The 25,911-nt window shown below is 43.8% G+C and carries 22 protein-coding genes and 2 other annotated features; of the genes, 13 read left to right on the forward strand and 9 right to left on the reverse strand.

Features of this window, described 5'->3' with window-relative positions:
- Nucleotides 1–34: 34 nt before the first annotated feature.
- From ABS301_RS24135 to ABS301_RS24155, 5 genes are read left to right on the forward strand one after another with little or no spacing between them, the layout of a single operon-like run.
- Nucleotides 35–1,303 (forward strand): extracellular solute-binding protein, encoded by a 1,269-nt coding sequence (locus ABS301_RS24135; protein WP_349674608.1) that lies wholly within the window; start codon nt 35–37, stop codon nt 1,301–1,303.
- 23 nt (nt 1,304–1,326) lie between these two features.
- A complete protein-coding gene (locus ABS301_RS24140) occupies nt 1,327–2,256 on the forward strand; it encodes a carbohydrate ABC transporter permease (protein ID WP_349674609.1) in 930 nt (309 codons plus the stop codon).
- Nucleotides 2,257–2,268: 12 nt separating this feature from the next.
- Nucleotides 2,269–3,120, forward strand: coding sequence for a carbohydrate ABC transporter permease (locus ABS301_RS24145; protein ID WP_349674610.1), 852 nt, complete (start codon nt 2,269–2,271; stop codon nt 3,118–3,120).
- Nucleotides 3,121–3,152: 32 nt separating this feature from the next.
- Complete coding sequence (locus ABS301_RS24150) at nt 3,153–4,196, forward strand: LacI family DNA-binding transcriptional regulator (RefSeq protein ID WP_349674611.1); 1,044 nt, start codon at nt 3,153–3,155, stop codon at nt 4,194–4,196.
- Nucleotides 4,197–4,213: 17 nt separating this feature from the next.
- Entirely contained in the window at nt 4,214–6,160 is a 1,947-nt protein-coding gene (locus ABS301_RS24155) for a glycoside hydrolase family 127 protein (protein WP_349674612.1), read from the forward strand.
- A 44-nt stretch (nt 6,161–6,204) separates the two neighbouring features.
- On the opposite strand, the gene ABS301_RS24160 is transcribed toward ABS301_RS24155, so the two are convergent.
- The 3 genes from ABS301_RS24160 to ABS301_RS24170 are packed head-to-tail and all read right to left on the reverse strand — an operon-like array spanning nt 6,205 to nt 8,931.
- The gene (locus tag ABS301_RS24160; RefSeq protein WP_349674613.1) at nt 6,205–6,978 is read right to left on the reverse strand and encodes an ABC transporter ATP-binding protein; all 774 of its coding nucleotides are present in this window, start codon (nt 6,976–6,978) and stop codon (nt 6,205–6,207) included.
- Nucleotides 6,975–7,856, reverse strand: a complete 882-nt coding sequence (locus ABS301_RS24165; protein ID WP_349674643.1) for an ABC transporter permease — start codon at nt 7,854–7,856, stop codon at nt 6,975–6,977. The genes ABS301_RS24160 and ABS301_RS24165 overlap by 4 nt, the downstream gene beginning before the upstream one ends.
- Nucleotides 7,857–7,881: 25 nt before the next feature.
- A complete protein-coding gene (locus ABS301_RS24170; protein WP_349674614.1) occupies nt 7,882–8,931 on the reverse strand; it encodes an ABC transporter substrate-binding protein in 1,050 nt (349 codons plus the stop codon).
- 80 nt (nt 8,932–9,011) lie between these two features.
- Nucleotides 9,012–9,255, reverse strand: a binding site (T-box leader).
- 120 nt (nt 9,256–9,375) lie between these two features.
- On the opposite strand from ABS301_RS24170, the gene ABS301_RS24175 reads away from it, so the two are divergent.
- Nucleotides 9,376–9,888 (forward strand): cysteine hydrolase family protein, encoded by a 513-nt coding sequence (locus tag ABS301_RS24175; RefSeq protein ID WP_349674615.1) that lies wholly within the window; start codon nt 9,376–9,378, stop codon nt 9,886–9,888.
- A 60-nt stretch (nt 9,889–9,948) separates the two neighbouring features.
- Here ABS301_RS24175 and aroA read toward each other — a convergent pair whose 3' ends face one another.
- The 3 genes from aroA to aroF are packed head-to-tail and all read right to left on the reverse strand — an operon-like array spanning nt 9,949 to nt 13,348.
- Nucleotides 9,949–11,226 (reverse strand): 3-phosphoshikimate 1-carboxyvinyltransferase, encoded by a 1,278-nt coding sequence (aroA, locus tag ABS301_RS24180; RefSeq protein ID WP_349674616.1) that lies wholly within the window; start codon nt 11,224–11,226, stop codon nt 9,949–9,951.
- Nucleotides 11,227–11,238: 12 nt separating this feature from the next.
- Complete coding sequence (locus ABS301_RS24185; RefSeq protein WP_349674617.1) at nt 11,239–12,336, reverse strand: prephenate dehydrogenase/arogenate dehydrogenase family protein; 1,098 nt, start codon at nt 12,334–12,336, stop codon at nt 11,239–11,241.
- Nucleotides 12,329–13,348 (reverse strand): 3-deoxy-7-phosphoheptulonate synthase, encoded by a 1,020-nt coding sequence (gene aroF, locus ABS301_RS24190; protein WP_349674618.1) that lies wholly within the window; start codon nt 13,346–13,348, stop codon nt 12,329–12,331. Before aroF ends, ABS301_RS24185 begins: the two co-directional genes overlap by 8 nt.
- Nucleotides 13,349–13,685: 337 nt before the next feature.
- Between aroF and ABS301_RS24195 the strand changes: the two genes are divergently transcribed.
- The 6 genes from ABS301_RS24195 (at nt 13,686) to leuS (ending at nt 24,255) form a co-directional block, all read left to right on the forward strand.
- Nucleotides 13,686–16,124, forward strand: coding sequence for a hypothetical protein (locus ABS301_RS24195; protein WP_349674619.1), 2,439 nt, complete (start codon nt 13,686–13,688; stop codon nt 16,122–16,124).
- Complete coding sequence (locus ABS301_RS24200; protein WP_349674620.1) at nt 16,102–17,166, forward strand: acyltransferase domain-containing protein; 1,065 nt, start codon at nt 16,102–16,104, stop codon at nt 17,164–17,166. Before ABS301_RS24195 ends, ABS301_RS24200 begins: the two co-directional genes overlap by 23 nt.
- A 22-nt stretch (nt 17,167–17,188) precedes the next feature.
- Complete coding sequence (locus ABS301_RS24205) at nt 17,189–18,109, forward strand: N-acetylglucosamine kinase (RefSeq protein ID WP_349674621.1); 921 nt, start codon at nt 17,189–17,191, stop codon at nt 18,107–18,109.
- A gap of 196 nt (nt 18,110–18,305) precedes the next feature.
- Nucleotides 18,306–20,408 carry an elongation factor G gene (locus ABS301_RS24210; protein ID WP_349674622.1) on the forward strand — a complete coding sequence of 701 codons (2,103 nt, stop codon included), beginning with the start codon at nt 18,306–18,308 and terminating at the stop codon, nt 20,406–20,408.
- A 141-nt stretch (nt 20,409–20,549) separates the two neighbouring features.
- Nucleotides 20,550–21,464: a CPBP family intramembrane glutamic endopeptidase gene (locus ABS301_RS24215; protein ID WP_349674644.1), complete on the forward strand. Its 915-nt coding sequence runs from the start codon at nt 20,550–20,552 to the stop codon at nt 21,462–21,464.
- 46 nt (nt 21,465–21,510) lie between these two features.
- Nucleotides 21,511–21,757: a binding site (T-box leader), on the forward strand.
- 83 nt (nt 21,758–21,840) lie between these two features.
- Entirely contained in the window at nt 21,841–24,255 is a 2,415-nt protein-coding gene (leuS, locus tag ABS301_RS24220) for a leucine--tRNA ligase (RefSeq protein WP_349674623.1), read from the forward strand.
- 78 nt (nt 24,256–24,333) lie between these two features.
- Here the strand turns inward: leuS and ABS301_RS24225 are convergent, their stop codons facing one another.
- Entirely contained in the window at nt 24,334–24,624 is a 291-nt protein-coding gene (locus ABS301_RS24225) for a hypothetical protein (protein WP_349674624.1), read from the reverse strand.
- A gap of 59 nt (nt 24,625–24,683) precedes the next feature.
- Nucleotides 24,684–25,259: a hypothetical protein gene (locus ABS301_RS24230; RefSeq protein WP_349674625.1), complete on the reverse strand. Its 576-nt coding sequence runs from the start codon at nt 25,257–25,259 to the stop codon at nt 24,684–24,686.
- 74 nt (nt 25,260–25,333) lie between these two features.
- On the opposite strand from ABS301_RS24230, the gene ABS301_RS24235 reads away from it, so the two are divergent.
- Complete coding sequence (locus ABS301_RS24235; RefSeq protein WP_170072241.1) at nt 25,334–25,486, forward strand: hypothetical protein; 153 nt, start codon at nt 25,334–25,336, stop codon at nt 25,484–25,486.
- A 52-nt stretch (nt 25,487–25,538) separates the two neighbouring features.
- Here the strand turns inward: ABS301_RS24235 and ABS301_RS24240 are convergent, their stop codons facing one another.
- A complete protein-coding gene (locus tag ABS301_RS24240) occupies nt 25,539–25,808 on the reverse strand; it encodes a chorion class high-cysteine HCB protein 13 (RefSeq protein WP_349674626.1) in 270 nt (89 codons plus the stop codon).
- Nucleotides 25,809–25,911: the final 103 nt, after the last annotated feature.

Consider the following 25,911-nt stretch of genomic DNA (forward strand, 5'->3'; position numbering starts at 1 on the left):
GATTAAATAAAAAATAATTTGGAGGGAAAATTTTATGAGAAGGAAGAAATTATGGGGATCGCTTTTTCTGACAGCGGCTGCAGTGGGAATGCTGGCCGGTTGCAGCACAAAGGGAGGAGAGACAGCTGGGGGTACAAAAAAAGACGGAGGACAGAAGGTTACCATAGCTGTCTGGAATGAACCCAATAAGGATGAGGCGCTGAATATGTATGCCCAGGCAGAAAAAGCAACCGGGATTAAAGTGGAAGTAACAGTGATTCCGGAAAGCGACTATTCTTCCAAGTTAAATCAGATGGTTTCCACAGGGGATAATTCTGCTGACATCTATGTAATCTGGGAGAATGATATTGCCAATTTTGCCAAGGCAAAAGGTATCATTTCCCTGGATGATTACCTGAAAAATTCATCCGTTAAAACAGGAGATTTTATTGACGCAGTTTCCACACTGTCCGCCGGGCTTGGAGGTACATACGGTCTGCCGTGGTGTGCTGCGACAGAGCTACTTTTCTATAATAAAGATATGTTTGATGCTGCCGGGATTTCTTATCCAGACAACAACTGGTCTTATGAGGATTATAAGTCCGCTGCAGAAAAGCTGACCCAAAAGGCAGCTGATGGTACAACAAAACAGTATGGCTGTACACTTCCCAATACCCAGACCTGGTGGGCGGGGGTTGGCGGTGCAGGCGATCAGGTATACGACCCTTCCAAAGGACAGATGGTTATTGGCGACGGAGCGGTATCCTTTGTCTCAGATGTGGCAGCTATGGCAAAAAACGGGGTAATTCCGGAACCATCTTCCGATACGGCAGATTTATTTGCTTCTGGTAAGGCGGCTATGAGCTGGCAGGGAAGCTGGAATATCGGAACTTATGGAAACAGTCTGCCCTTTCAGTGGGATATTGCTACCATACCTACAGATAAGGTAAAATACAATACCCTTCATACCGGCTTTTACAGCATTAACGCAAAAAGTAAGAACCAGGATGCCGCATTTAAGGTAATCGAATATCTGATGGGAGAAGAGGGGCAGACCATTAACTCAAAGTCCAGCGGCAATCCATCTGCCATCAAATCCATTGCAGAAAAAGGTGCATGGAAGGTGGAAAGTGCCACTACCATCAAAAACTGGGATGCAATGACCGATTCGTTAAAAGCCGGTGTATTTGGATATACCTGTCTTCCTTCCGGAGTTACCAACAATGCAGTCAGCGAATTTAACGCGGCAGTACTTGGCCAGAAGACACCCGAAGAAGCTGTAAAAAAAGCCGATGCCTATGCCCGGGAAACCATTGGTTATTAGGCGGTAAGCTGGAAGGAAAGTGAATGATAATGGAAAAAGAAAGCAGTAAGACGGCGAAGAAGAAAAAGCTTATGAACCATTTGACAGCCTATGCTTTTTGCGCTCCGTGGATGATAGGATTTGTATGCTTCACCCTGTTTCCCATTGCCTTTTTATTTGCTGTCAGTCTGACAAACCGGAAACTGAGTGGTGTTTCCCAGTTTATAGGTCTGGCCAATTATGTAACTATGTTTCAAAGTGCCACGTTTTGGAATTCCATTCGTGTAACCTTGTTTTTCACAATTGTTATGATGATAGTAACTACTGTATGGGCTGTGGTTATGGCACTGCTGCTAAATTACAGGCAAAAGCTCAATGGTCTCTTTCAGTTTTGTTATTTTCTACCGTCGGTTATTCCGACGGTAGCACTTGCCTATACGTTCCGAACCATATTCGGAAAAGAAGCAGGGCTTTTAAATGGGATTATTTCTGCTTTAACTGGTAAAAATGTGATGATTAACTGGCTGTACGACAGCCGTACTGTCTATATGGCTCTGTTTTTTATCACCCTGTTTACGTACAACACAGGACAAATGATGCTGATATTTCGATCTGGTTTAAATGATGTGCCCAGAGAGCTTTATGAGGCATGTGAAATTGATGGAGCCAGCCCGTTAAAAAAATTCTTTCGCATTACCCTTCCCATGATATCACCCATTATCCTGTTTAATGCGGTTATGGGTTGTATCAGTGCATTGAATGGCTCATTTGCTCTGTTATATCCACTGACTGGAGAAAATGGTGATCCAAACGGAATGTCACAGGTGCTCAGCCTTCTGATCTATAAGGAAGCGTTCAGCAATATGAAGGTAGGCTATTCCTGCGCCATGTCTGTCATACTTTTTCTGATTGCGTGTTGTTTTGGCATCGGTATATTTGCAATCTCAAAAAAGTTTGTTTACTATGAAAATTAAAGGGGGAGAGACATGAAATCAGCAAAAACGAAAAAAAGAGCCAGCCGGATTCTGGTTTTCATGATGAAAATTCTGGTCGGAATAGTCATGTTTTCTCCGATTATCTGGGTACTCACCGGTTCCTTTAAGACCTTAACAGAGTTTACTTCATCATCTGGTATTTTCCCACAAAAAGGGACCTTAGAAAATTATAAGTATATTTTTTATCACTCCAACTATGTGCTTTATGTCAGAAACACAGTTCTTCTGATGGCGGGAACCACGGCGGGAACCTTAATTTCCTCCTCTCTGGTTGCCTATCCTCTGGCCAGAATGGAGTTCCCGGGGAAAAATCTGATTTTTTCCCTGATTGTGGGAACAATGATGATTCCCAATATCGCACTCATCGTTCCCCAGTATATCATGTTTGGAAAAGTTGGCTGGCTGGATTCCCTGCTTCCCATGATTGTTCCTGCATTTTTTGCCTATCCCTATAATGTATTTCTGTTCCGGCAGTTTTTCCGTTCTATCCCGAAGGAACTGGATGAGGCTGCTACCATGGATGGCTGCAGCAGAATCGGTATCTTTTTCCGTGTGCTGATTCCTTTATCAAAGTCAACCTTTACCACAATTGGCGTGTTATCCTGCGTCTTCTGGTGGAACGAACTGACCCAGCCGGTTTTTTACATCAACAGTGATAAATGGAGGACTCTGACCATTGCACTTATGACTACATTTATGTATACTTCAGGTAATGCATTTGTAATCAACTGGCCTTCAATAATGGCTGCTTCCACGCTCATGATTCTGCCTCCCATGCTGCTTTATCTGTTCGGATCCAGATTTTTAGTGGAAGGAATTAAAACGTCTGGGCTGAAGGGCTAAACAGGGAAAAGGAAAGAGAGAGTAGAGAATACATGACACTAAAGGAAATTGCATCAATGGCAGGAGTTTCCGTGGCAACAGTATCGTATGTTTTAAATAATACGGCACAGGTCAGTGATGAAACCAGAAAAAAGGTAGAGAAAATTATCAAGGAAACCGGTTATCGGTCCAATATCCTGGCAAAGAGCTTAAGAAGGAATGAATCCTTTCTGGTAGGAGTGATCGTAGAGGATGTAACGGTATGGCATACGGCTTATATTATTGACGGGATCAATGAGATTGCAGAAGCAAGAGGCTATAATACCATACTGAGCAATTTAAGGCTGTTAAATAAAATTGAATCCCAGTTCGAGCACATTTCCAACTATCAGAAGGATATTGATAAGGCACTGGATGTAATGATTGGAATGCAGGTGGATGGCATTATTTATGTAGGTATGCATGACCGGAAAATCAGTCATATCCTGGGCAATATAAAAAAACCGGTGGTTTACTGCTACTGTTACACAGATGGAGAAGGATCATCGGTTCGCTATAGCAATGAAAAGACAGTTTATCATATGACAAAAATGCTCATCCAAAATGGACATAAAGAGTTTGGGGTTATTAATGGATTAAAGGAGTCAGAGCCCGCCGCATTAAGATACAATGGGTTTTTAAAAGCGTTAAATGAGGCCGGTATTACCATGAAAGAGGAGAATATAACCTGTGGGAACTGGAAGTACCGGGAAGGAAAAGAAGCAGCAAAAAAATTATTGAATAAAAGCGATCACCCCACAGCTGTTGTAGCGATGAATGATGACATGGCAGTGGGTGTCCGTGATGCCGCAAGAGAGCTGGGACTTAGGGTACCTGATGATGTTTCTGTCACAGGTTTTGACAACTCTGATATTATTCAATACGTAACGCCAAGAATTACAACCGTGGAACGGCCTTTGCAGGAGATGGGCTACCGCGCTATGGAGCTGCTGCTTGAAAATGTAAGCGGAGTCAGCGTTGGAGATGTGAGTATCACACTTCCCTGTACTCTGATTGAAGGGGAGTCAGTAAAAAAACTGAATCAGGAAAATAGATAGCAGAGCGAGGAAAAGGTATGGTGGGAAATAAACTGACGGGTGCAGGTTTAAAACATGTTACAATACAGGATACATTCTGGGGTAAATACATTGATCTGGTGGATGAGGTAATTCTGCCATTTCAATGGGACCTGATTAATGACCGGGTGGAAGGAGCGGAAAAAAGCTACTGCATCAGGAATTTCCGTATTGCAGCCGGGAAGGAAACAGGAGAGCATAAGGGCATGGTGTTTCAGGATACCGATGCAGCAAAATGGCTGGAAGCAGTTGCCTGTTCCCTCAATAAAAACAGAAACGAGAGTCTTGAAAAAGCGGCGGATGAGGCCATTGATCTGATTGCTGCAGCCCAGTGCGAGGACGGATACCTAAACACTTATTATACAATTACTGGAAACAAAAGATGGTCAGACTTGTTTGAAGGACATGAGCTTTATACAGCTGGTCATATGATTGAAGCGGCTGTTGCGTATTTTGAGGCTACTGGAAAAAGAAAATTTCTTGATGTAATGTGTAAATTTGCAGATCATCTTTGCCTTGTTTTTGGACCGGAGGAAGGTAAAATTCATGGCTATCCGGGGCATCCGGAAGTTGAGCTGGCACTGGTGAAATTATACCGGGTGACGGAAAACAGAAATTATCTCTGGCTTGCGGATTATTTTGTAAGGACAAGGGGAGAGAGACCCTGCTATTTCTTAAATGAGGATTGTATTAAGAACGGGAACTATATTTTTCCTGAATTTAAAGATTTTGATCTGGATTATAATCAGGCCCATATGCCGTTGAAGGAACAGGAGACGGCGGAAGGCCATTGTGTCCGGGCTGTTTATCTTTACAGTGCAATGGCAGACCTGGCTTATGAATACCAGGACGGAGCCCTTACCAGCCAGTGTGAAACGCTGTGGGAAAATATTGTGAACAAGCGGATGTATATAACTGGCAGTATTGGATCAGCCGCCTATGGCGAACGGTTTACAGCAGACTATGACCTACCCAATGATACCAATTATTCTGAATCCTGTGCGACGGTAGGCCTTGCCATGTTCTCCAACCGGATGTTTCATCTCACCAGAGATGGAAAATACATGGACATCGTGGAGAAAGCCTTATATAACACCCTTCTTGCAGGAATCGCAATGGATGGGAAACATTTCTTCTACGTAAATCCCCTGGAGGTAGTGCCTGAAGTGGCGATGAAAAACCCCACATACCGGCATATTAAAACCACCAGGCAGCTATGGTTCGGAGTGGCCTGCTGCCCGCCCAATATTGCGAGGACCCTTGCTTCCCTTGGTAATTACATATATGCTTCCGATGAAAATACCATCTACGTCAATCTTTTTATACGTAGCAGTATGGATTGTCAGCTCTCAGACGTCGGAATCTGTGTAAGGCAGGAATGCGACTATCCTGAAAATGGAAGGGTTACTCTTTCCATAAGTCCGGAAAAACCAGGAAGCCAGTTCACCCTTGCTGTTCGTATTCCTTCTTACTGTGAGGGCGCGGTACTAAAAATCAATGGGGTAGAAGAGAATGGAATCATGGAAAAAGGGTATCTTTATATAAAGCGAATTTGGGAGATGGATGATGAGGTTGTTATGGAACTGAATGTTCCGTTCCGATACGTCAGATCCAACCCCAGGGTGCGCCACAACATAGGAAAAGTAACCCTTATGAAGGGACCTGTGGTTTATTGCCTGGAAGAGGCGGACAACGGTAAGTATTTATCCGGGGCGGTTATAGACACCAGCCTGGAGCCAGAGGAAGAATCTGACCACCAGCTTTTAATCGGAACCCTGTGCGCCAGATTACAGGGAAGCCGTATTGATTATGAAAAGGCAGGGGATTCTCTTTATGGAGAAGAAAGGCCGGTTTATAAAAAATCAGAGTTTAAAGCAATCCCTTACTTTTGCTGGAACAACCGGGGAGAGGGAGAGATGACCGTCTGGATGAGGGAAAAGGAATAGAAGAAAGCCTGGATCGTTGAGTAATTGATCCAGGCTTCTTATATTTAGTTTCCGCATTCCACACTGATTTCATTAAATTTCTCAAGAATAAAGTTAATGTCCAGGCCGTTTTTTTCTTCCTCTGCGCAGTCCACGACTGCATTGCCCTGATGCATCATCAGAAGTCTGTTTCCGTAATCCACCGCGTAGCGCAGGTTATGGGTTACCATGATGGTTGTCAGCTGTTTTTCTTTCACGATCTTATCTGTCAGCTGCATGATAATCTCAGCCGTTTTCGGGTCAAGCGCTGCGGTGTGTTCATCAAGAATCAAAAACTCGATGGGAGTCATGGTTGACATTAAAAGTGCCATGGCCTGTCTCTGACCTCCGGATAAAACCCCTACCTTTACGTGAAGTTTCTCTTCCAGCCCAAGACCTAATGTATGAAGCTGTTCTTTGTAATAGCCAATCCGCTGCTTATTGGTTCCGGGTAGCAGATTAAAGGGTTTCCCTTTCGTATCAGCCAGTGCCATATTTTCCAGAATGGTCATATTCGGGCAGGTTCCCATGGCGGGGTTCTGATAGACTCTTCCAATGCGCCGCTGGCGGCGGTATTCAGGCATGTTGGTAATATCGGTGCCGTTAATGAGTATGGATCCGCTGTCCAAAGGAATGCTGCCGCAGATCAGATTTAAAAGAGAAGTCTTTCCGGATCCGTTGCTTCCCACAACAGAAACAAACTGCTGATCCTTTATGGTTAATTCAAAATTGTGGAACAGACACATTTCATTGACAGTCCCGTGGTTGTAATATTTATGAATGTTTTTCAGTTCAATCATGCTTTCACCTTCTTTTCCCTGCCGTTGCTCAGTACCAGAATGGCTAAGAATAGAACTGATGTGATCAGTTTTAAGTCTGAAGCTTCCATTCCCAAGTAAATTGCGAAAGATACGCAGGCCTTGTAAATGATAGAGCCTATAATGACAGCAGTGGTTGATTTAACAAATCCGATCCGCTTAAAAAGCTTTGTACCGATAATTACATTGGCAAGCCCGATGACAATGGTTCCGGTTCCCATGCTGATTTCAAAAAAGCCTTTTTGCTGGCAGTATACAGAACCTGCCAGGGCTGCCAGACCGTTTGCAATTGCAAGGCCCACAATTTTAACCATTCCTCTGTCTTTCGCCAGGGAAGTGACTAGTGTTTCGTTATCACCAACTGCTCTTAACAGATATCCGGAGCGGGTTTTTAAGTACTGGTCTAAAATAAATTTTACAACGAAAACGATGACTGCCAGAATCACAACCACAGTAATGCCACTTAGTGACGCCGGAAACAGCCTGTTAACCAGGCTGTTTTCAAAAATGGTGCTTACATTGAAAAATGGAACATTGGCTTTTCCCGCAACTCTTAAATTAACGGAGTACAAAGCAGTCATGACAATAATACCAGACAAAAGATCCCGCACTTTTAATTTTACATGGATAAAACCTGTGATGCACCCGGCCAGAGCTCCAATGGCAAATGCGATAAACAGGGTTGCCAGAGGATTTATACCGGCTAATATAAGCGTAACGGTAACAGCGCCTCCAAGGGGAAACGTGCCATCAACGGAAAGATCGGGAAAATCCAGAATCTTATAGGTGATGTATACGCCCAGCGCCATAATGGCATAAACCAGACCTTCTTCCAAAACGCCAAGTATAATTGACATGATTTAACTTCCTCCACTCAGTTTCTTCTTATTTTGTTCCTTTAGAAATATCAGTAAACATCTTGGCAGCAGAATCGGTCAGTTCCTTTGGTAGGGTAATACCAAGTGTATCAGCAACCTTGGAATTTCCGTAAAATGCCGCATCTTTGATTACTTCAAAATTTAATTCGCTTGCTTTGGCGTCTCCCTTTAATACCTTGGCGGCCATAACACCGGTCTGTTTTCCTAAATCCACATAATCAAGACCCATTGCTGCAAGGCAGCCTATTTTTACCTGTTCCACTTCACTGCCGAATACTGGTATGTTTTTCTTGCCTGCTTTGTCAAGGATAAGTGGAAGAGAGCTGACTACGGTATTATCAGTTAAATTGTTAAGGCAGTCAACTTTTTCTAAAAGGCTGTCAGTTGCCAGGGAAATATCAGCAGTAGAGGTAACTGCGCCTTCCACGATTTCAAATCCATAATTTGCAGCAGCAGCTTTGTATTCTTTGATGGCTGTCTCTGAGTTTACTTCGCTTGTGCTGTATAAAATTCCGATTTTCTTTGCATCCGGAAGAATCTTACGGATCATCTCCAACTGTTTCTCAACGGGAAGCTTGTCGCTGGTGCCGGTTATTTCTCCTACCGGAGTGCCGTCTTCTTTGGCAAGAGCAGCAGCTACCGGATCAGTTACAGCTGTGAATATAACGGGAACATTGACTTTTTTAGCTCCGCCGTAGGCAGCCTGTGCCATGGGAGTTGCTATGGCGCAGATTAAATCGGTCTTCTTTGCAAGAAAGTTGTTTACGATCTGGCTTGCAGTACCACCGTCGGCCTGTGCATTTTCATAGAGGACAGTTAAATTCTTTCCTTCTTCAATTCCTTCTGAGGCAAGCCCCTGTAAAAAACCTTCCCGGCAGTTATCGAGAGAGCCGTGCTCTGCAAACTGGGCGATTCCGATGGTATAAGTTCCTGCTTCGCTTTTTGCAGATGATGCTATCGTGGTTTCCGGTGTCTTTTCCGGTGCTTTGCCAGAGGCACATCCGGTGAGAGAAGCAGCAAGTGCTGCCAGTAACATGATTTTTAAAGATTTTTTCATAATAATTCCTCCTAGAATTTATTTTTATTGATAGAATCACTTTTGTTGCATAAAAAAAGTCCCAAGTATGTTATACACATACTTGAGACGAATCATACAATCCGCGGTGCCACTCAAATTGGCTTACTATAAGCCCTCTTTTCATATACTAACATATATGCCACATTATATAACGGTTGTGGATTCCGTCAGCCCCTACTACCATTCGGTTCAAGGCTGCCCTCAAAAGTCCATTCAGCTATCTGCACTATACCGCACTCACACCACCGGCGGCTCTCTGAAATACTGCTGGGAAAGCTTACTCTTCTTTTTCAACGGTTTCTTTTATTAATCAATATATTAATGCGTGAAAGGAATTTTGTCAACAGGTAATTTAAAAAACTTTATTTATTTACCGGGATCTGTGATAGAATAAAAAAAAGACATGCGATGGAAGGAGAATTTATGAACAGACTGTTAGTTGTGGTGGACATGCAGAAGGATTTTATAGACGGTTCACTGGGAACGATAGAGGCGCAGGCAATCGTTGCCAGCGTAAAAAAGAAAATCGAAGAATATCAGGCGGCAGGAGACGATGTGATCTTTACTCTAGATACTCATGAACATAATTATATGGATACCCAGGAAGGAAAGAACCTTCCAGTCCTGCACTGCGTGAAGGGAACCGCCGGCTGGGAGCTGGCTGATGTTTTAAAAGAGATTCCGGGCAGACGTTTTGAGAAAAATACCTTTGCCAGTACGGCTGTGGGGGAATATGCAGCATCAGGCAATTTTGAATCCATAGAGCTGATCGGCCTGTGCACCGATATCTGCGTTATTTCCAATGCCCTGTTAATCAAGGCTTTTCTTTCGGAGACTCCGGTAATTGTCGATTCTTCCTGCTGTGCGGGAGTTACACCAGAAAGCCATGAAAATGCATTGAATTCCATGAAGATGTGCCAGGTTACCATTTTATAATGAAACATAAAAAGCAAAAAAACAGGTCACGCAGCTGTTTTTTTGCTTTTTTAATTGTAATTATCTGCCCAGGCGTTCTAAGTCCTGATAGAAACCGGGGTAGGAGATATTTACGCACTCTGCTCCCTTAATTTCGGTTTCCCCTTCTGCACATAATCCGGCAACAGCGAAGGTCATGGCAATTCTATGATCCAGCTTACTGTCAATCACGGCTCCATGAAGAGGTCTGCCTCCACGAATGATCATACCATCCTCAGTCTCTGTGACATCAGCGCCCATTGCAGAAAGATTGCGTACCATTACTTCAATCCGGTTGGATTCCTTAACCTTTAATTCCCCTGCATCTCTTATTACGGTTTCCCCCTCTGCAAAGCATGCCATGGCAGCTATGACGGGAAGTTCATCAATTAATGTGGGGATGATGGAACCACCTATTTCCGTTCCGTGAAGCGTACTGGATTTTATAAGAATATCAGCAGTCGGTTCACCGGAATCGGTATTTTTGTTAAGCAGTGTGATATCCGCACCCATATCCCTGCATACGGAAAGAATTCCGTCTCTGGTTGGATTGATTCCCACATGTTTTAAAAGTATTTCGGAGCCAGGTACTAAAAGACCTGCCGCAATGAAAAAGGCAGCAGAGGAGATATCTCCAGGAACGACGATTCTGTTCCCGTACAATTCCTTTGCAGGCCGTATGGCAGCAGTTGTACCTTCTGCGGAAACATCGGCACCAAAGTATTTCAGCATGATTTCAGAATGGTTTCTTGATACATAAGGTTCCGTTACCTTTGTCTCGCCATCCGCATAAAGACCTGCCAGAAGTATGGCTGATTTTACCTGGGCAGAGGCTACCTTGCTGGTATAATGAATGCCGTAAAGCTTCTTTCCGGTAATAGCAAGAGGCGCACAGCCATTGCCCTCCAGGCTTCTTATGTCTGCACCCATGTGAGAGAGCGGATCCATGATCCGTTTCATCGGCCGTTTTTTTATGGAGTCATCACCGGTAAGAGTGACGTCAAAGTCCTGGGCAGCCAGAATGCCGGATATGAGGCGGGTGGTGGTTCCGCTGTTGCCGCAGTCCAGAATTGTATCCGGTTTTTTAAGCCCGAACAGACCGTTTCCGTGAACGATCACAGAGTCCCCGTTATTTTCAATCCCGATTCCCATTTTTTCAAAGCAGGCAATGGTGGACAGACAGTCAGCGCCCTGGAGGAAATTGGTGATCTCAGTGGTTCCCTTTGCCAGAGAACCGAACATAATACTGCGGTGGGAAATGGATTTATCGCCAGGTATGGATAGTTCTCCCCTGAGAGGGGAGGCTTTTGTAAATTTCATAGGATACCTCTCTTAATTGGATATTAATTCATAATGATAGCGTTCCAGCTGCTTCCAGGCCTGATCCATGGTGTCCTTGTCGTAAAATGCAATGCGCAGGGTTCCTTCTCCGTGTTCCCGGTTATGATTGATTCCGATATTTCGGATACTGATCCCTTTGGCAGCCAGGATAACAGAAAGGGTGGAAATGGCACCAACTTCATCTGCCATATCAACGGTAAAGGAATATTCAGGTGCAATGGGACCGGTTGCTTTTTCAGAAAAAGAATTCCGGTAATCCCTGGAGGTTTCAAACAGCTGGTTAATATAACTGCCATTTTTTTTATTTAATTCACCCAGAATCAGATTTAAGGAAGCGATGTAGCGCTCCAGAATAAGAGAAAGATTCTTATGGTTTGTCATACAGATCTGTTCCCACATTTCCGGTGAAGAGGAGGCGATTCGCGTAATATCCTTAAATCCTCCGGCAGAAAGCCGTTTCATAAGCCCCTGCTGGTTGTCAGAGTCCTTTACTAGGTTTACCAGACTTGAAGCAACAATATGGGGCAGATGACTGATGGCAGCCGTTACAAAATCGTGCTCATGGTAATCTAAAACGATGGGAATGGAGCCGATTATCTCTGCAATATGGACGAGCCGATCGGTCTGCTCCTTCGTTGTCTGTGCAGTGGGAGTAATGATATAGTAAGCGTTTTCCAGCAAATGATCCGTAGAATTTTCATAGCCTGTTTTTTCTGAGCCTGCCATTGGGTGACCGCCCACAAACCAGGATTCCATACCAAGGCGGATTACGGCTTCGTGGATGTCGGTTTTGGTGCTTCCCACATCGGTGACGATGGCTCCCGGTTTTAAAAAGGGCTGGATTTTGCTTAAATATTCTGCATTGTATTCCACTGGCGTACAAAGGAATATAAAGTCACATTCCGAAAGCTCTTTTCCAATACCGTCTAGAATGACATCCACTATGCCGTCTTCTCTGGCTTTGTCAAGTCTGGAACGTGTCCGCATATAAGCCATTATTTTTGTATCTGGTGCTTCACGCTTGATCCGACGGGCGATAGACCCACCGATCAGACCAAGCCCGATAAAGGCTATGACTTCATCATTCATTGAAAACCCTCCCTGAAAGTTTTGCGTATGGCTGTAACTGCTCTGTTAACTGTTCAAACTGCTCAAAGGTGAGAGACTGAGGACCATCAGATAATGCACAGGCAGGACAGGGATGAACTTCCACAATCAGACCGTCTGCACCCACTGCAAGGGCTGCCTTTGAGATGGGCTCAATGTAAGCACGAACACCAGTAGCATGACTGGGATCCACAATAATTGGAAGATGGCTCTTAGACCGGATAACGGGAATTGCGCTGATATCCAGGGTGTTTCTGGTTGCAGTTTCATATGTGCGGATTCCTCTTTCGCAAAGAACAATGTTTGGATTGCCTTCGGAAGCGATGTATTCAGCTGCATTTAACCACTCATCAATGGTAGCGCAGAGACCTCTTTTTAAAAGAACAGGAATTCCTGCTTTTCCTGCTTCTTTTAAAAGCTCAAAATTCTGCATGTTTCTTGCGCCGATCTGGATCATATCAACGTATTTTACCGCAGTTTCCAGTGATCTCAGACTGGTCACCTCACAGACTACATTCAGTCCAGTCGCCTCTCTGGCTTCCTTCATGTATTGTAATCCTTCTTCTTCCAGCCCCTGAAATGCGTAGGGGGAAGTTCTTGGCTTGTAAGCGCCTCCTCTTAAGAACTGGGCACCGGCTTTTTTTACTGCATAGGCAGTTTCTAAAAGCATGTCATGGTTTTCAATGGCACAGGGACCAGCCATCATGGTAAGGTGGCCTGGGCCGATTTTGGCATTGCCCACTGTAATAACAGAATCTTCCGGATGGAACTTCTTGTTTACTACCTTGTAGCTTTCTGTTACCGCAACGATTTTATCAACGCCATCCATCATCTCGATATTAGCACCCTGAAGTTTTGTTTTATCCCCTACAACACCTACTATGGTTACTTCCGTTCCCTCAGATAAATGAGCGGTCAGGCCGTTGGATTCAATCAAGTGCTTTACTTTACTTACAGCCTCTGCAGAAGCGTTTGGTTTCATAATAATGATCATATCTCTTTTTCCTCTTTTCTTACAAATGATTAATCCCCATTGTAATGGATAGCAGGGAAGTTGTCAACGCTTTTATACGTTAAAGTTTAACACTTTAAAGTAAATTATTAATTTTAGAATTATTATTAGAAATAATGTACAGGGAACGAGAGAAGGATTCTGAATTATTATGATAAACATGTCAACAGATTATTAAAAATAGAAAAATGTTAAAAAAAGTTACATCAAACGTGGAAAATGCCATGTGATTTTTTGAAAAAATCATGTAATATAGACATAAAACAGATCAAAAATATATTTATTTATGCACCAATTGGGGCAGTAAAGGGATAAGATAATGGAAAAATTACAATTGAACAGAACCGGATTTCTTACGAATTACCTGATATCCGGTCCAAAAGTAACGGATTTTATCAATCATGAATCAGATGACAACCAGCTGCGTTATGAACAGCATTTAAGATCCCTCGTGGCGGACTTAAACAAATCCTGCCCCGAAGGCCCGGTTATCCTTGGAGAAACCAGCAGACTTCAGATGCCATGGAAGTATTATTATCATTATGGAAACTGGTTTGTAGACGAAAGCACATTCTATTCTACATTACAGAAAGTGGAACTGGATGCAGTGACGGGAATCGAGGTAAAAGAAGATATCACAGTGAATGCTGTTGTATGGTCCTATGCGGCAGTAGATGTCTGGTGCAATGGGGAACTGGTATGCCGTATGGATACGCCGGTTTATAAGCCTATTAAAAAGAAACAGATGGAGCTTTGTCTGAAAAAGGGAATCAATGAAATTTATATCAGTCTGCAGACACTTGGTGTCAGAGATACGAGAACGTTATTTGGCATTCAGATTATGGATCATAAGGAAGAGATCTGTATTGTACTGCCAGATGAGAAACATACCGATGAACTGGTAAGGACGGAAAACTGGCTTGGTTCCATTTCCATTAAGAATTCCATTATGACTTTTAAGGAAAGCGCTCCCCAAGGTGCTTCTTTGGCCTATGACAGCCAAAGTCCAGATTTTGCACAGGTGAAAAGCCGGAAGGAATGGATGGAGATCAGCGGGGAAAATCAGGTGAAGCTTAAGGTCGAAAAGCCAGGTGTTATTTTAGTAAGTGTAAAAAATGACCATGGAGTACTCACCAGAAAAGTGGAGAATATCCTGGCTCAGAGACCCGAATATGGGAAAGACAAAGACTTTGAGGAGAATAAAAAGGCTGTTTTCCACAGAATTGCAGAAGCAGAAAGTCTGTCCAGAGGTGATGAATTCGGGTTTTCCATCTCCAATATTCTTGCGAGAAAAGCCCTTGGAATGGACAGTGGGCGGGATATAGAACTCCTTTATGAGACTCTGGATCAGATTGAAAGCAGATATGACTGCTCTGATTTTCTGGTGTGCGGCATGATCCGGTATCTAAAGAATTATCCGGTCAGTGAGGATCTGGCAAAACGTGCAAAAGTGGTTCTTTTAAACTGGCGTTACTGGATGGATCAAAAAGGATCTGACGCCATGTGTTTCTGGAGCGAAAATCATTCTCTTATGTTCTATACCTGTGCCATGAATGCAGGAGAGATGTATCCGGATGAGTATTTCCCACGGGCAGACATGACCGGCAGAGATCTTTTTGAAATCGGAAGAGCCAAGGTAGAAGCATGGCTGGCAGATGTGGAGGAACATGGATTTGAAGAATTCTTAAGCACAGTTTATATGTGCGTTACGTTTGCAGCGTTGTTAAATGTAATCGATTTTTCAGAGGAAGCCATTTCAAAAAGGGCAGTTAAGATTACCGATAAACTTCTTGAAATGCTGTGCCTCCATACCTATGACGGTGTTGTAATTGCTCCTATGGGACGAGTATATAGGGAAGTGATCCATCCCTTTGAGCAGGGAGCCCAGGCATTGATGAATTTAATCAATCCTGACGTCCCTTATTCCTACGGAGAGGGTTGGCTGGGCTTTTATTCATGCAGCAGCTATCAGCTTCCAGAAGGATTAAAAGGACTTATGGAGCGCCCGGCAGATATGGATTATTCCACTGGAAATGCTCTGATAAGGCTGAAGAAAACGGCGGAGTACTGTATGACCTCCGTTCAGTCCCCAAGACCGGACCCGGAATTCAAACGCTGGAAAAACCTGACTCTGGATCCGGATTCCGATACTACAACCTGTGAATACACCAAGTCGCTGAACGAACGGTTCCATGGAACCACCTGCTTTGAGCCTGGCGTATATGGCTATCAGCAGCACATGTGGTATGCCGCCCTTGATATGGAGACAGACATCTTTACAAACCACCCGGGAGGAACCTGTGATTCCTGTTCCATGAGACCGGGATACTGGTTCGGTAATGGAGTAATGCCTGCATTGGTTCAGGAAGGAAATTTACTGGGAGCTGTTTATCATATACCGGAGGAGCACCCCATTCATTTCACTCATGCTTATTTTCCTTCACCGAAATTTTCCGGGACGATAATCACCGGTAATTGGCTTTTCGGCAGTAAGGCAGGAGGTTTTGTGGCTCTTTGGTGCAGCAGTACGCTGGAACCCGTGGATGACCAGCTGTTTGAATGCGAATACCGTACCTATGGGGATGATATTGCCTACTTCTGCGTATGTGCAGGGAATCAGGAATTTAAATCCCTTGCCGAGTTTTCAGCCTATGCAGAAAATCTCCGGCCGGTATTTGATGAAAAGCAACGTATTTTAACAGCGGGACCGTTGAAAGTGGGATTTACTAATAACAATGACAAAACTCAGTATATTTAGTGAAGATACTCAGGCAGCGGTGGATTTTTTTGCCGCTGCCTATGAGAGTAATGAATATTTTATGAGAAATTACAGCAGATGCCGGGAACTTCTGCTGGTGGAAAAAGATCCAGAGGGAGCAGCAGAAGCTGTGATGTTTGGAATCAGGCATGCCAGACTCCTTCATATGGATGACTTTTTGCTTCCGGTCATTTACATTGACTGGATGTTACCGGAACTGGTACATGAATTGGAAAAACAGGGCATCCCGGAAGCTGTTATCCAGGATTCTTTCAAAGATGTTGAAATCTGGATTCAGTCATATCGCAAATATCATGAGGGTCAGGTGGGACTTGACCGGGTTGAGTGGGTATTCCGTTCCCTTGCCGGAAAAGTACGAAGATTCGGCAGCCTGCAGTTTGAGGAAGTCACTTATGAATTCCCGTTTCTGATTTTTGAAAACAGACAATCCGGTGAGTTTCAGGCACTGGCATGTCCGGATCTGCTGATTGACCAGGACGGATCTATATCAGGTACAAATGGAAGAAGTGTGAAACGTGAAACAAAAACTTATCTGGATTTTGGGGACAGGGCTTTGACTGGATATAGGGTGGATTTGAAATCAGGAACTGTAAAAATGGAGTCCCCTGTTCTGTTAAATACAAAGGAGTGGGAGCTTAAGCTTGCACCGGGAGAGAAGACGGTTGCCGTTCATATTCCGGAAGGTTCTGATTTATCCTCCGACAGCATTGACTCTTCTTTTTGTACTGCAAAGAATTATTATGATAATCAGATTCTTGTCTGCGACAGCTGGCTGCTGGATCCCCATCTGGAGCACATCCTGCCTGAGCACAGCAAAATCATAAGCTTTATGAATCGATTTCATAAAATGCCTGTACTGACCGGGAGACCACAGATACTGGAGCGGGTTATGGGATTTGACTTTACCATGGAAGAACTTGAACAATTTTCCTGCACTACTTCGCTGCAGGCCTCATTAAAGAAGTATCTTTTAGATGGAAATGAGATGTTTACCACAGCAGGTTTTATGCTATGGAGATAACAACCGGGAGGAGAACAGGGTTATGACAGGATTTTATGCCGGATTGGATGTGGGAGGAACTAGCGGACGTCTAAAGGTCTGCGATTCCGCAGGTAACGTGCTGGGTGAATTTACAGCACCTGGCTGCAGCCTCAATACAGATGGAGCTGAAAAAAGCAGGCTGCGTTACCGGGAACTGGTAATTCCAGCTTTGAAAAGGCTGAATCTGGATTCTGGCAGCTGCCTGGGAATCTGTGTGGCAGCAAGCGGAATTGATTTTCCGGCCCATGAACGTGATTGCAGATCCTTTTTTGAAGAAATGGGATTTTTACCTGACAAACTGAAGGTAATCAATGACTGCGAAGTATTTCTTTATCTGACGGAAATGCCGGCTCTTGTAATAATATCCGGCACCGGTTCCGTGTGTTTTGGAAGAGATGAGAACGGGATCATACACAGAACAGGAGGCTATAATCACATTGTAAGCGATGAAGGAAGCGGTTTTGATCTGGGGCTAAAGGTTTTAAGAGCGGTGGGCAATGATTTATCCGGGCGGAGCAGGAACTCCATTCTTACGCCTCTTTTTATCAAGTCAACGGGAATTGATACATTGGGAAAAATAGATGATTATATCAATGCCAATCTTATGGAGAAATCTCAGATCGCCAGATTTTCCCTGCTTGCCTGTCAGGCGGCAGCATTGGGAGACGAGACTGCCATAGAGATACACCGGGAATGTGCAGACGCCTTATGGGGGCTGATCCGTGATACAGCAGCTAAAATGGAAGCAGGCGGATTTGATCTCTGGTACTGGGGAAGCCTTCTTGTGAAAAATGATATTTTGCGGGAGATGGTGGATGAAAAAGTAAAGAAAGGACTGCCAGGGGTGAGGACTTCCATACCACGGATTACAGCACTTGACGCGGCGCTCCAGGCTGCTGTAAAATTTCATCACATACCCTGAAAACTCGGATTTTGTTATAAATATAATGTTTATAGAATAATATAGGAAAAGAAGAGGGTGGCGCCCTCTTTTCTTTTATCAAAATATAGAAAAATGTCGAAAAATATTTGTGCAAATTGTACCTTTTACTTGCAATTATAAGACATCTTTAGTAAAATATTGTTATAGACTTAAATACCGAACAGGAGGAATGCTTATGAACGTGTATGGAACCAAACAAATCCGTAACGTCGCCTTACTCGGGCACGGGGGCGCCGGTAAAACTACCCTTGCTGAAGCAATGGCGTTAGTGACCGGAGCCATCAGCAGAATGGGAAAAGTTACCGATGGCAATACCATCAGCGATTATGACAAAGAAGAGATTAAGAGACAGTTCTCCATCTCCACTTCCCTGATTCCATTGGAGTATGAAGGAGAGGATGGACCGATCAAGATTAATTTACTTGATACTCCCGGTTATTTTGATTTTGTTGGTGAGGTTGAAGAAGCAATCAGCGTAGCAGATGCTGCTGTAATCGTAGTAAACTGCAAGGCAGGAATTGAAGTTGGTACGTTAAAGGCATGGGAGCTCTGTGAAAAGTACAAGCTTCCCAGACTGTTTTTTGTAACCAATATGGATGATGATCAGGCCAGCTTTCGTGAACTTCTTTTAAAGCTGGAGAAAGAATTCGGAAGAAAGATAGCTCCGTTCCACCTTCCTATCAGAGAGAACGAAAAGTTCGTAGGATTTGTGAATGTGGTGAAAATGGCTGGGCGGCGCTTCACCGTTAACAGTGATTATGTAGAATGTGAGATTCCTGAGTATAGCCAGAAGAATTTAGGAATTGCCAGAGAAGCTTTGATGGAAGCAGTTGCTGAAATCAGTGAGGAATACATGGAACGGTATTTCTCAGGCGACGAGTTTACTCTGGAAGAGATTTCTTCTGCACTTCGGGAACATGTAATACAGGGAAATATCGTTCCGGTCATGCTTGGTTCCGGAATTAATGCCCAGGGTGTAAAGATGGTTTTACAGGCAATTGACAAGTATTTTCCATCACCGGAGCGTTATGAATGCATCGGTGTGGATGTTTCCACCGGAGAACGTTTTACTGCCAGATACAATGACAATGTATCGTTGTCAGCCAGGGTATTTAAGACAATCTTAGACCCATTTATCGGCAAGTATTCTCTGATGAAGATCTGTACAGGAACATTGAAAGCGGATTCAGCCATCTATAATGTAAATAAAGATACGGAAGAGAAAATTGGAAAACTCTATGTGTTAAGGGGAAAAGATGCTATCGAAGTTCCAGAATTAAAAGCGGGAGATATTGGTGCAGTATCCAAATTGAACGTGACACAGACCGGTGATACCATAGCCCTTCGCTCCGCACCTATTGTCTATCATAAGCCTGAGATTTCTACTCCTTATACGTATATGCGTTATAAGACGAAAACAAAGGGTGACGATGATAAGGTTTCCAATGCACTGGCTAAGTTAACGGAAGAGGACTGGACCTTAAAAGCAGTGAATGATACGGAGAACCGTCAGTCTCTTCTGTATGCAATCGGCGATCAGCAGCTGGAGGTAGTGGTCAGCAAGCTGTTAAACCGCTATAAGGTTGAAATTGAATTAAGCAAACCTAAATTTGCATTCCGTGAGACCATCCGCAAAAAAGTGGAGGTTCAGGGAAGATATAAGAAGCAGTCCGGCGGTCATGGCCAGTTTGGAGATGTAAAGATGACCTTTGAGCCTTCCGGCGATTTGGAGACTCCCTATGTATTTGAAGAATCTGTGTTTGGCGGAGCGGTACCCAGGAATTATTTCCCGGCAGTAGAAAAAGGAATTGCAGAATGCGTCTTAAAAGGACCATTAGCTGCCTATCCCGTTGTGGGAATCAAGGCAACGCTGACCGACGGATCCTACCATCCGGTGGATTCCTCTGAGCTTGCTTTTAAGATGGCTGCAACCCTGGCTTTTAAAAAAGGCTTTATGGATGCAAATCCGGTACTGCTGGAACCCATCGCTTCCTTAAAAGTTACAGTGCCGGATAAATTTACCGGCGATGTTATGGGAGATTTAAACCGGAGAAGAGGACGTGTTCTTGGAATGAATTCCAATCATCATGGAAAACAGGTCATAGAGGCGGATATTCCCATGTCTGAGCTGTTTGGCTATAATACAGACCTTCGCTCTATGACAGGTGGTATTGGTACCTTTGAATATGAGTTCAGCCGTTATGAGCTGGCTCCCGGAGATGTTCAGAAGAAAGAAGTTGAGGAACGGGCATCCAAGGTTGACCGTATGGAAGCATAGAATAGTAACCAGGGCGGATCCAATGCATGATTGGATCCGCCTTTTGCGGCATCAGGATTCCAATGGCAGCAACCGGTGGAATTGCGTATTTGCCCATTCTGTGATAAACTGGTAACAATTCAGCAGGAGGTAAGATTTTTGGTGGAAGAGACAAAGGGCGCAAAAAAAATATTTGGTAGAATCGGACTTGGATATACGGGGTTTCTCTGTGCATCAATTGTACTGCAGATTGTGTTAAGGATTGTGATTCAGGTGGTCAGTCAGAAAGGAATTTTTAATTTGTCAAGGGGCTGGTCCTTGTTTACCGTTTCCCTGGCTAATTATGCAGCGGGAGGGCTGGTTTTATTTCTGATTATAAAGAATATACCTGTTACCCATAAGCCGGTAAGCCGGAAACCGGAAAACATGCTGTTGATTTATTCTTTTTTTATCTGTATCAGTGCATTGGTTGCTGGTAATCTGGCGGGGCAGCTGCTTATGAGTCTCATCAGTGCGCTGGAAGGAAAACCCATGATGAATCCCATAGCAGAAGTACTTAAGGGACTGAATACAGGAACAATCTTTGCAATTATGGTAGTCATGGCACCGGTCTGCGAAGAGGTTCTCTTTCGAAAACTCGTCATTGACCGTGTCCGCAGATATGGAGATAAGGCGGCTATATTGGTATCCGCTATTATTTTTGGATTGTGTCATGGAAATTTTTATCAATTCTTTTATGCATTTGGGATCGGTCTGGTATTTGGCTATATTTATACCAGAACAGGAAGAATCCGCTATACCATTGGATTTCATATGATCATTAATTTCCTTGGATCCGTTGCAGCGATTTATATTCAGAATTCCATTCCCCTTGCAGTTGTCTATGCACTGTTTTTGTATGGGTCCATGATCGCCGGTATCGTATTGTTTTTTGTCACAAGGGAAAAATGGATTTTCTGGCAGGGTGAGGAATCGGTATGGGGCAGAGGAGCAGGTAAGATCCTGTTTTTGAATGTTGGTATGGTTTTATTTTTTGTATTGTCTGCCATTTCCTTTGTTGTCGCAGAGTTTTCATAAAATCGGGTTGACACTTCGGGGTAATTATGTTACATTTACAGTTAGCAAAAATACTGTGATTAGGAGTAGTAAGCAGTCTGAAACATTCAGAGAGCCGGCGGTTGGTGAGAGTCGGTTGGGAAGGATTGCTGAACTGGCCTTTGAGTAGCATACTGAAGAAAGCCATGGCTTTTGTGTAGGTATAGCCGGAATCCCGACCGTTACAGCGGGCGGACAGGAGAGTCTGTCCAGTTGAGCGCATACGTTTTGTATGAAATAGAGTGGTACCACGCGGTAGATACTGCGTCTCTATAGCCGTTTTATTACGGGTAGAGGCGCTTTTTTTATGCAATCAGGATAAATTTACCGTGACTGTTAATTAAGGAGGAATTTTGTTATGGCATCATCTTATAACCACAGTGCCATTGAGAAAAAATGGCGTGAGAATTGGGAAAAGAACCCGATCAATGTTGACGATGGAAAGAAACCAAAATATTATTGTCTGGATATGTTCCCATATCCGTCTGGCAGCGGCCTTCATGTTGGCCATTGGAGAGGTTATGTTATCTCTGACGTCTGGAGCCGTTATCAGATTTTAAAGGGACATTATGTCATTCACCCTATGGGCTGGGATGCATTTGGTCTTCCTGCAGAGAATTATGCGATTAAGATGGGCGTTCATCCGGCAAAATCAACGGCTGAAAACGTAAGTAATATCAAAAGACAGATCAATGAGATCGCAGCTGTTTATGACTGGGATATGGAAGTAAATACCACAGATCCTGGATTTTATAAGTGGACCCAGTGGATTTTTGTCCAGATGTTTAAGAAGGGTCTTGCCTATGAAAAGGAATTCCCCATTAACTGGTGTCCTTCCTGTAAAACCGGTCTTGCCAACGAGGAAGTGGTAAACGGCTGTTGCGAGCGCTGCGGAACCACAGTTACCAAGAAGAATTTAAGACAGTGGATGTTAAAAATCACTGCTTATGCAGACCGTCTTTTAAATGATTTAGATAAGCTTGACTGGCCGGAAAAGGTTAAAAAGATGCAGACTGACTGGATCGGAAAATCTTATGGTGCAGAAGTAGACTTTAAAGTAGAGGGTAAGGAAGAAGCCATTACGGTTTATACCACAAGACCTGATACCTTATACGGAGCTACCTTTATGGTGCTTGCACCCGAGCATGCCCTTGCGGCTTCTCTTGCAACAGAGGATACCAAAGCAGAAGTGGATCAGTATATCTATGACGCTTCCATGAAATCCAATGTTGACCGCCTTCAGGACAAGGAAAAAACAGGAGTATTTACCGGAAGCTATGCAATCAATCCTTTAAGCGGAGCAAAAGTTCCGATCTGGATTTCTGATTATGTACTGGGTGACTACGGTACTGGCGCAATCATGTGTGTGCCGGCTCACGATGACAGAGATTTTGAATTTGCAACCAAATTTAATATTCCGATCATCCAGGTAATTGCAAAAGACGGCAAAGAAATTGAGAATATGACAGAGGCCTATACAGAGGCCAGCGGAACCATGATCAATTCCGGGGAATGGAATGGCATGGAATCAGCAGTTCTCAAAAAAGAGGCGCCTGCCATGATCGAAGCAAGAGGTCTTGGTAAGAAAACGGTAAACTTCAAACTTCGTGACTGGGTATTTTCCAGACAGCGTTACTGGGGTGAGCCGATTCCGATTATTCACTGCCCTCACTGCGGCAATGTTCCCGTGCCGGAAGATCAGCTTCCCCTTACTCTTCCAGAAGTGGAAAGCTACCAGCCAACTGGTACAGGAGAATCCCCTCTGGCAGATATTGATGAGTGGGTTAATACCACCTGCCCGGTATGCGGTGCGGCTGCAAAGAGAGAGACCAATACCATGCCTCAGTGGGCTGGATCTTCCTGGTATTTCCTGCGTTATGTAGACAGCCACAATGATAATGAACTGGTATCCAGAGAAAAGGCGGATAAATATCTTCCTGTTGATATGTATATTGGCGGTGTGGAGCATGCAGTTCTTCATCTTCTGTATTCCCGTTTCTACACCAAGTTCTTAAATGATATCGGTGTGGTAGATTTTGATGAGCCATTCACCAAACTGTTTAACCAGGGAATGATTACTGGTAAAAACGGAATTAAAATGAGCAAATCAAAGGGCAATGTGGTTTCACCTGATGAGCTTGTTCAGGATTATGGATGTGATTCCCTTCGTATGTATGAACTCTTCGTAGGACCGCCTGAGTTAGATGCTGAGTGGGATGACAGGGGAATTGAAGGCGTCAGCCGTTTCTTAAACCGTTTCTATAATCTGGTATCAGATAACTGTGAAAAGGACGTGGAGGCGACCAAAGAGATGATCCGTCTTCGCAACAAACTGGTATTTGATATTGAACAGCGTTTCAACCAGTTTAACTTAAACACCGTAATATCCGGCTTTATGGAATATAACAACAAGCTGATCGAGCTTGCAAAAACAGCTGGCGGCATAGATAGAGAGACATTAAAGACCTTTGTGATTCTTCTTGCTCCATTTGCACCTCATATCGGGGAGGAACTGTGGCAGCAGCTTGGCGGCACAGACTCTGTATTCCATGCCACATGGCCGGAGTGGAGTGAAGAAGCCATGAAAGAGGATGAAATCGAAGTGGCTGTTCAGGTAAATGGAAAAACAAGAGCAGTTGTAAAACTTCCGGTGGATGTTTCAAAGGAAGATGCAATTGAAGCAGGCAAAGCACTGATTCCGGATAAGATTACCGGAACCATTGTGAAAGAAATTTATGTTCCTGGAAGAATTGTAAATATCGTCTGCAAATAGAACTATTTGTAAATAGAAAAAGGACATTATGGAGAGCCCCGTCAGGAGTTGTCTATAATGTCCTTTCTTTTATTTCTTTTATTTCTTTCCATTTCGTTTCATCATATTTTTCGATAGCGTGCGAATGGTTTCGATCCGCTGCCGTTCGCTTGGATTCATATTGGCGCCGATAATAGAAATAAGAAGATCAGTTTCTTCATCGTTAAACTGGACTCCCTTTTGATTGGCCTCCGCGCTCAGACTCATAAGTGTTTGAAAAAGCTGGTCTTTTGGAGCGGACTCCGCCCGTTTTGCAAATTCGGTCAGCATGGAAAGCTTCTGGGGATTCATATTTTTTAACCGTGGGTCCTGTTTCCAGTTGGAATTCATAAGTTGATACGCTTCCTTTCCTGTGAATATGTATGGAGTAAGATGGTGACAGTTGTATCTTAGTTCATCTGCTGCATGGCGGACATCATCATCTGCATGGTTTCCAGGCGTGACTGCTGTTCCGGGGGCATGAAATTCTTTAGCTGTTCAAAGGGCATCCTGCCAAATGGGTTGCTTTGGCGGTGGGAATTATTGGAACGGTTTTGCCCATCGGACTGAGTCTGATTATGGGGCTGTGATTGTGCCTGTGATTGTGCCTGCGCCTGAAGCGGGATCGTAGAACTTGGAACAGCTTCCGAATAGGCATTTGCCATATTAAATCCCTGGAGGATGTTAATAAATAAGTCAATTAAGTCCTGCTCGGAAGGATCGGCATAGGGTTTAATGGTATTTAACATCTCGAGGGGGGAGCCAGACCGTTCTTTTTCACCTGCAGAACTGATTCCCATAGCAGCCACTTCTCCATCTTCAAATAAGTTTATGGTGCGCTGCAGTTCGTTGAATTTAACAAAGGTGGAGATCATACGTTGCTGGGGAACATTCATATAAGGCAGGGCGGCTTTCATCATATCAAGATGATTATCCCCGATACGGGAGTCTAATTCATTTGCGTGGACATTTTGTTCATTATTCATTTCATGGGATCCTTACTTTTCTTGTTGACAATATATGCGGCCGCATATATTAGTATTACAGGAGAGTGATTTATATGAGAAACCGATTAATCATAGATGGAAATGCGGTTTACGAAATTGATGATGAGTGCATGAAACAGAAGCAAAACAGAAATAACCAGGAAGGAACAGGTAACCAGTCCGCTTTTACAAGACCGGGACAGGAAAAAGGTCAGAGCCGCAGTTAGACGGAAACAGGGCCCGAACCAAAGATGGTTCGGGCCCTGTTTTATGTTTTGTTTAGCAGCCGAATCCGCCGCCAAATCCGCCGCCGCATCCGCCACAGCAGAACAGAAGAATGATGATCCAAATCCAACTTCCACAACCATCATTTCCGCAACCGCCACAACTGTTGCCGCATCCGCCACCACAGCTGTTACCGCCGCCGCAGAAGCACAGAAGAAGGATAATCCAGATAAAACTACAACCGCCGTTGTTATTACTGCATCCACATCCTCCGTTGTTGCAATCGCATCCGCATCCACAGTTAGTTGCTGCCAGATCACTCATATTGGTTCCTCCAAATAATTTGTTTACACTGTAAGTGTATGAATGTCAGCTTGCCACTGTTTCCTTTTTTTCTTAAAAATTTTAGATTTGATATGATTGATCT

It is taken from the genome of Lacrimispora sp. (genome assembly GCF_031982545.1).
Taxonomy (GTDB): Bacteria; Bacillota; Clostridia; order Lachnospirales; family Lachnospiraceae; genus Lacrimispora.